Origin of the sequence: Paenibacillus lentimorbus NRRL B-30488, assembly GCF_000411595.1 — a bacterium.
Lineage (GTDB): Bacteria > Bacillota > Bacilli > Bacillales > Bacillaceae > Bacillus > Bacillus velezensis.
The window spans coordinates 1-7,541 of record NZ_ANAT01000012.1; the positions used below are offsets into that span (position 1 = coordinate 1).

Consider the following 7,541-nt stretch of genomic DNA (forward strand, 5'->3'; position numbering starts at 1 on the left):
CTTTCTAACGATTCTAAGGCGCCATCGTTATAGGTGGAAAGGTTCTCTTTTTCATATAAATCCGGATGAATCATGAGCTTGATATCACTATGTTCCACGATATATTCTATTCTTTCCTCAGGATGTTCCGGATTAACAGGAATATAAGCATGGCCGGCTTTTAAAATAGCCACCGTATTTACAATGGTCTCGATTCGTCTCTCTGCCCAAACGCCAATATAAGAATTGTGCGCATAGTTTTGTTCTGCTAAATAACGAGCGACCTGATTGGATTTTCTCGCCAACTCGCCATAGGTCAATGTATCCTGTCCTAATTTGACTGCAATAGCATCGGGAGTCTTCTGGCATTGCCGGTCTATTAATCTTTGCAGTAAATCTCCTTCATAATCTCCTTGTGTATGATTGTAATCAAGCAGCAGTTCAGACTGTGTTACAGGCAGCGGCATAGATGAAAGATTATGGTCTATAACTTGCTGTAAGCGAAGTTGATACGTTTCAAACATCGCACTGATCATATCTTCGTCAAACAAATCTTTCACATAATCCCAAGTCATAATTAATTGTCCGTCGCTTTCCGCAACTTGGAAGTCCAAAAATACTTCAGGGGTCTGATTTATTCCGTATTTCAATTCTCCCCTACTGCCTATATTGGCATTGAAAGAATTCACTTCGTCACGCAGCATACTCGTAAATATAATTGGCATTATAGCTTGATCTTCTTGACCGCGGTTTTCAGCCAGATCACGCAGGAAATCAACCCCACTGTAAAATCTGTGGTCTAACGCTTCAAATAACCGCTTCTGAATCTCAGCAGTTCTTTCCCAAAATTGTCTGTGAGATGATAAATCGATATCTAACAACAATTTTGATACAAAATCCCCCATCAGAGACATTCCATCTTGATGAAAAGGCTGATTACTAAACAGATTTAAGCTAAGTGCCATATTGGATTGATTGCTCCATCTATATAGAACTTCCGCATATATTGTGCACAATAACGCAGATGGTGCAATTCTGTTATCCAAAGCTTTGTTTCTCACAACCGCCCAGTCTGTCGCAGAAATTTTCGTTTCTAAACGTTTTACTGTCGCGTTGTTTACAGCATTCCCGTTAAAAAGAAGCGGTAACTGTGGCGCATGTGGGAAATTCTCAACTTTGCTCTTCCAATAAGCTTGATCTCTTTGATGCAATTCTTGCATCAAATCTGAAACTTGCTGCGCCAAATGATTGGCACGATGATCAAGCTCTGCTTGGGTCGAATCTTTTTCCTCTTTCTTAACATCTTCTTTCTTAAGTAGAGTTTGCAAACGATCTTTTGGATGCTTTATAACTTCCGAAAGCAATAAAACATAATCATCCACCATTTGCTTTATCGTTTCTTGTTTAAATAAATCTGTAGAATACTCTAAGTTGACCATATAACCCTCTGATGTTTGTATTACCATTAAATTCAGATCAAACTTAGCTACTTTTCCTTCCATTGGTACCCATGTTCCACTCATAATGCTCTTTGAACCAGACATAATTTCACTCTCTGGCATCATAAACATTACATCAAATAATGGATTTCTTGATAAATCTCTCTTTACATCTACTGCCTCAACCAATTCTTCATATTGAAAGTCCTGATTATCGTACGCACGAAGACATTTTTCTTTTACTCCTAGCAATACTTGTTCAAAACTCTCCTCTTGTTTCACTTTTCCTTTGATAGCCAAGGAGTTTACAAACATCCCCAGCATTTCTTGTGTATCAACGTGGGTTCTGCCTGATACAGGAGTTCCAACTACAATTTCTTCCTGTTGACTGTATTTGCTCATTAGAAGCATAAAGGTTGATAACATAATCATGAATTCTGTAGCACCATGCTTCTTCGCTAATTCTTTTATTTCCATACAAACTGGGGCTTCAATCTTGGTTTTTATGTCGGCGCCATTGAAGCTCTTTTTCTTAGGACGTTGGAAATCTGTATTCAAATTTAGTATTGGAATTTCGCCTAAGAACTCGTTCTTCCAATATGTTGCCTGTTCCGTAATATCCTGAGTCATTTGCCAAGCAGAGAAATCTTTATAATGAACCCTTGGCATTGGTAGAGTATATCCTTCATATAACTCACTTATCCAGTTCATCATAATAGGCAGACTTTCTCCATCAGAAACAATATGATGAATATCCAGCATCAAGTATGAAGCTTGTGGCGTCTGTAATAACTTAACCCGCATCAAAGGTGCTTTCGATAAATCAAATGGGCGCACAAAATTATCATATTCAGCTTGAATATCTAGTGAATCAGCTTCTTTGTATTCTAATACTACTCTCGCATCTGGTTGAATTACTTGAACTGGCTCTCCATCAATAAGATGGAAGCTCGTTCTCAATATTTCTTCTCTTTCTAAGAGTTTATCTAATGCTCCCTGTAACTGCTCTTTATCCAGAGTTTTATCATATTTAATGACATTCGAAATGTTATAGGAAATACTAGGACCAACTATCTCATTCAGAAGATAAAGTCGCTTTTGAACAGAACTCATAGGATAGAACTCTGCTTTAGCTATTTTCGGTATTTCCGAGAAACGATCATATTGTAAACTTCCAATTCTTTCTCCAATACGTTTGGGTGTAGATAAAGCAAATATTTCACTAAGCTGCAGTTTTATACCGATTGTCTTTTCTAATTCATTACACAATAATGTAACTTTCAGTGAATGACCACCCAAGTCAAAAAAGCTATCATTGACACTAATTCCTGTTATTCCAAGGATTTTCTCAAATGCTTCAACTACTAACTTCTCTTCACTATTTGTTGGGGCTACATATTCCTTCACCTTGTATTCTGGTTCTGGTAGTGCCGCTTTGTTCAGCTTTCCATTATGGCTTAACGGAATTTGGTCAATACGAATAATATATAAAGGAACCATATAGTCTGGTAACTTCTTGCGTAACTCACTCTTGATCTTATCTTCGTCTAATTTTTCCACTTCTGTATGAACAACTACATAAGCACACAGATATTGTTCTCCTTGCTTGTCTTGTCGTACTATAACGGCTGCTCCACTAACTCCTTCGAGTTCCATCAAAGTACTTTCAATTTCTCCTGGTTCGATTCTGGAACCTCTTATTTTAACCTGATCATCTATACGACCAAGGTACTCGATCATTCCATCCGGCATCCACCGTGCCAGATCGCCTGTTTTATACATCATTCCTGAACCAAAAGGATTTTTAATAAATTTCTGTGCTGTCAATTCTTCACGATTTAAGTATCCACGCGACACACTTTCTCCTGCAATACATAATTCCCCTGGTACTCCTATTCCAGCTATTATTTCATTAGATAATATATAAATTTGTGTATTACTAATAGGCTTACCAATCCATACTTTATCTACATTTAAGTCTGCTGGACAATGATATCCACTAGAATTAACGGTAGTTTCTGCTGGACCATAGAGATTCAGCAGTTCTGCTCTTACTTGTCCTTTTTCCCTTAACTGATTATAATGTCTCACACTTTCTGCATTCAGTTTCTCACCAATATTAATGATATAACGCAGAGTATTTATTTTCTCTTTGCTCATATCTAATTCTTCTAAAAACATATTGAACATGGAAGGAACGAACTGAATTGCATTTACTTGATAATCCTGAATTAACTTGATGATCTTATCGCTTTGACTTTCTTCTCCTTGTTGCAAAATAACAAGTTTACCACCCGCTAACATCCACCAAAATACTTCCCAGGCAAAAACATCAAATGCACAAGTGGTCTTCATTAAAAGAGATTCTCCCTCGTGTAATGGATATTCTCTTTGTGTCCACATCTGCTGATTGACTATATGCTGATGCTCTACCATAACCCCTTTTGGTTTTCCTGTTGTACCCGATGTATAAACCAGATAAATAAGATCATGAGGAGTATTCACATGTTCTGGATTCTCTGCACCTTCTTCAGAATTGCTTGCACTATATAAGTCGACAACCTTTTCAGGGGAAATATTATACTTTCCATGACCAATTAAAACCGCTTTCGGCTGGCTATCTTCCAATATATACTCGATGCGTTCTTCTGGATAAAATGGGTCAATGGGTACATATGCTGCACCCGACTTCAGGATGGCATATAATCCGACCACCATCTCTAAACTTCTTTCTGCTATGATGGCAACAAAATCATCAGGCTGGATATGGTATTCTCGGCGTAACCTTAATGCAAGTTTATTAGCACGAGCATTTAGCTCGGCGTAACTCAATTTCTCATTCCCGAATACAACTGCTGTATTATGGGGGGTTCTTGCTACTTGTTCTTCAAATAATTGTACAATTGTCTTGTCTCTTGGATAGTCGCTGTCCGTTGCGTTAAACTGTACTAATTCTTTCATTTCTTCTGCTTCACTGGTCATGCCTAATTCGATTAATTTCGTCTGTGGTGCTGCAATTGCTTGTTCCATAAGCCTTTGCAGATGGGAACCAATAATGTTTATTTGTTCCTTGTTATATAGCTTTGTACTGAAAAGAATTCTAAAATGGATACGATCACTCTTAAATGCTGTCATTCCCAAGTCATACCCAATTTGTTCGCGGTAATATTCGGATTCCACATTTAATTTGCCATCAATATTTATACTTGTTCCTTGATAGCCTTCAAAGAAGAATAATGTTCCAATTAGATCTCTTCCTAATAAAGTATGATTCTGTATTTCTGCTAAGGGAAGAAAATCGTGTTCATTTGCAATAATTGCCTGGCTCTGTAATGATTTCAACAAATCGGCAAAGGTGTCTTCGTTTGTTGTCGATATACGTACGGGTATTGTATTGATAAATAAACCAACGATTTCTTCAATACCTTCAATCTCTGCATTTCTACCAGATACAACTTTTCCAAATACAACATCATTTGTTGAGTTGTATTTTTCCAATAAAACGCCCCAACAAGCTTCTACTAGCGTATTCAATGTTACATCATATTGGGCACATATCGCTTCTGCTTGTTCAGTTACCTCTATGCTTAACTTAAACTCTTGGCTCTGACTCTCTTCTTCTGTTTCATCTGGACGACCTAAAGGTAGAATATCAGCCCTTGTCTCATATCCTTGAAGAAGGTCTTCCCAATATTTAAGGCTCGTCTCTTTATCTTTTTCATTTATATAATGGACAAACTTTTCATAGCTACCCATTTTATTAGAAGCAGCCTGATTAGGTGTTTTTAATTGTTCTTCATCTGTTGCCATATACGCACTAAATAATTCTTTACGCAAAATTGGCAAACACCAACCATCTAAAATAATATGATGGTTTGTCATGATCAACCGATAACCACTGTTGTTTATTTTTATCAGATTCATACGAAGTAGTGTATCTTCTTCTAAATCAAATCCTCGTTTTACATCTTGTTCCTTTAAATCAAGATAATCCGATTCATTATCTACTTCCATATAATTAAATTCCGGCATTCTTTCTTTCAATACAACTTGTCTTGGTACACTTACTCCCCGATAACAGATTTTTGTACGTAAAATATCATGCTGTGTTGCTAAATACTTAAAAGCTTTGTGCATCTTCTCTACATCTACATCTGTCAATCGCAACGTCTGCTGAACAACATATTTTGTAGATGATTCATCCATAAGCTTCTCATAGAGCATTCCCTCTTGCACAGGAGCCAATGGATAGATACGTTGAATTTCCTGGCCGCGGATTTCGACAGCTTCCTGTACATGACAAAATTCGCTATCTTTCCATACGCTCTCACCAAAATCACTTGCCGTTGACTCACTCTTCTGTGCGTGGGAGCAATGTTCTGCGACTGCTATCAGTTCTTCTTCATATGCTTTTCCTATTTGCTCAATTCTCTCAGCCAAATAACGACTGCTGTTGCAGGTTACTGTCATAGATAAACTACCTTTTTGCACATGACCTATGACGTTAATGGATGGTCCAAATTGATTACGAGGATTCGTATCCTGTCCATAACCTAATTGTGAAAACTCGAAATATAGATCGCCAGATTCTTTCTTTGTTCCTAGTTCTCCAAGATAATTAAATGATATATCTGGTGCCACTTCTACATCCATTTCTTCTGGATTACCCATGGCTGCATTCTTTATGATGCCATAATCAATTCCATGTCCTGGTACGCGTCGTAGTGTCTCTTTCGTATTTCGAATATCCTGTGCAATATTAGTGCCTAACTCATCTAAAACTACGGGATATATACTAGTGAACCATCCTATTGTCCTACCTAAATCAAAAGAGCCTACTGTTTCTTCACGACCATGTCCTTCCATCTGTATAGCAAGCGTTCTCTGACCTGTTACTTTGTTTACCGCACGTCCTAGTGCTGCTACAAGCAAGTCATTAATCTCTGTATTATAAGCATGTGCACTTTCTTTTAATAACTTTTCTGTGATAGCGGCATTAAGACATGCCACGGCTGTCTTTGGTTCGAATTTATCATCAATTCCATCTTCTTTTAACTTACCATCAACCAATTTATTTTCTATTTCTGACCAATAAGCTAACCTTCTCTTTAACTTTTCACTCTGGCTGTAATAAGCTAATCCTTCGCTCCATACTTTAAAGGAAACGGTTTTAGCTGGTAATGTTATCTCTTTTTGATTCAAAGCTTGAGAGTAGCCCTTCTCCAAATCCTCAGTTAAAATCCGCCAGGAAATCACATCCATTATCATATGATGAGCTAGCAACATCATATAATCTTGCTCCGGCGTACTAAATAAAACAGCCTGCAATAATGGTCCTTCAGCCAAATCCATCTTTACTTTCGTTGTCTTAATTTTTTCCTGAATCTCTTCAGATTCACATGCTATTTTTGTAAAGCCGTACCATTTCTTATCTTCTACTTTCCCTATAACCTGTTTCTTATCTTTGTACGTAGCTCTCAACATATCATGATGCTGCACTAACGCAGATAAAGCTTTTTGTAGTGCCAAATCATTTAGTTTTTCACGAACCTTAAACACTTGGCATACATTAAAATGTTCAGGATCTATCATATTTTGTGCGAAGAAGTAGTTTTGAATTGGTGTCAGTGAAATTTCACCAGTTATTTCTCCTTGCTCCGCAGGCATAATTTCTTTTTTGTGGATAAATTCATGGCTATTAGCTTTGGTGTTCTCTCCATCAAAAGATTTCGCATGGAGCTATCGTATCCAGCTTCTCTTATCTTGTTTAGAATATGGATAGCCTTAATCGAATCTCCACCCAAATCAAAGAAATTGTCATTTACACTTACTCTTTCCATATCAAGTACATGTTCAAATGCCTCTACTACCAATTTTTCCGTCTGGGTCTTTGGTGCCTCATAACCCCTTATCATCTTAGTTTCTTCAATAAACTGTTCCGGGTTCGGCAATAATTTACGATTTACTTTACCATTTGCAGATAGTGGAATCTCATCTACCTGTATGAATTGTGCCGGGATCATATAATCAGGCAGATGTTTGGCTAACTCTCTTTTTATTTCTGCCAATTCTACGGTCTCATCTGCAACAATATACCCGCACAGCTGCTTCTCCCCATGGGAA

2 protein-coding genes are annotated in these 7,541 nt (G+C 37.5%); both read right to left on the bottom strand.

What is annotated here, in order from left to right; genetic code table 11:
* The coding region (locus D368_RS08340) for an amino acid adenylation domain-containing protein (protein ID WP_486129246.1) at window positions 1–7,085 on the bottom strand (7,085 nt) is incomplete at its 3' end.
* On the bottom strand, window positions 7,061–7,541 hold a 481-nt coding region (locus tag D368_RS20080), incomplete at its 5' end, for a phosphopantetheine-binding protein (protein WP_486129247.1). The genes D368_RS08340 and D368_RS20080, both read right to left, overlap by 25 nt.